General features: G+C 58.4%; 1 pseudogene. It reads right to left on the minus strand.

What is annotated here, in order from left to right:
- Positions 1–599 (minus strand): annotated as a pseudogene (locus tag AWU74_RS07455) (type VI secretion system ATPase TssH); the annotation flags it as partial.

Consider the following 599-nt stretch of genomic DNA (forward strand, 5'->3'; position numbering starts at 1 on the left):
GTTCCTCCGAACCGCGGAGCCGCTTCTCGATTTCGGGAATCTTTGCGTAGCGGATTTCCGCCGCTTTTTCGAGCCTGCCTTCCCGCGTATACTGCGTTTCGGCAATGCGGAGCTGCTCCAGTTCCTCCTTCAGCTTTCGGCTCTCGCCGATTTCCTTCTTCTCGTTCTCCCACTGCAGCTTCATGGCGTCGCGCGAGGCGCTCAGATTCCCCAGTTCCTCCTCCAGCTTTGCGAGACGCTCCTTAGACGGCGCGTCTTCTTCTTTAGACAAGGAATGCTTCTCTATGGAAAGCTGCAGAATGCGCCGCTCGATTTTGTCCAGTTCGGTCGGCTGGCTCTCGTTCTCCATTTTGAGGTGGCTCGCCGCCTCGTCCATTAAGTCTATAGCCTTGTCCGGCAGAAAACGGTTCGTGATATAACGGGCGGACAGCATAGCCGCCGCCACGAGCGCGTCGTCCCGAATGCGCACCCCGTGGTGAATCTCGTACTTCTCCTTGAGTCCGCGCAGTATGGCGATAGTGTCCTCGACGCTCGGCTCGGCGCAGAACACCTGCTGGAAGCGCCGCTCCAGCGCCGCGTCCTTTTCGATATATTTGCGG

The organism is Treponema endosymbiont of Eucomonympha sp., assembly GCF_001028545.1.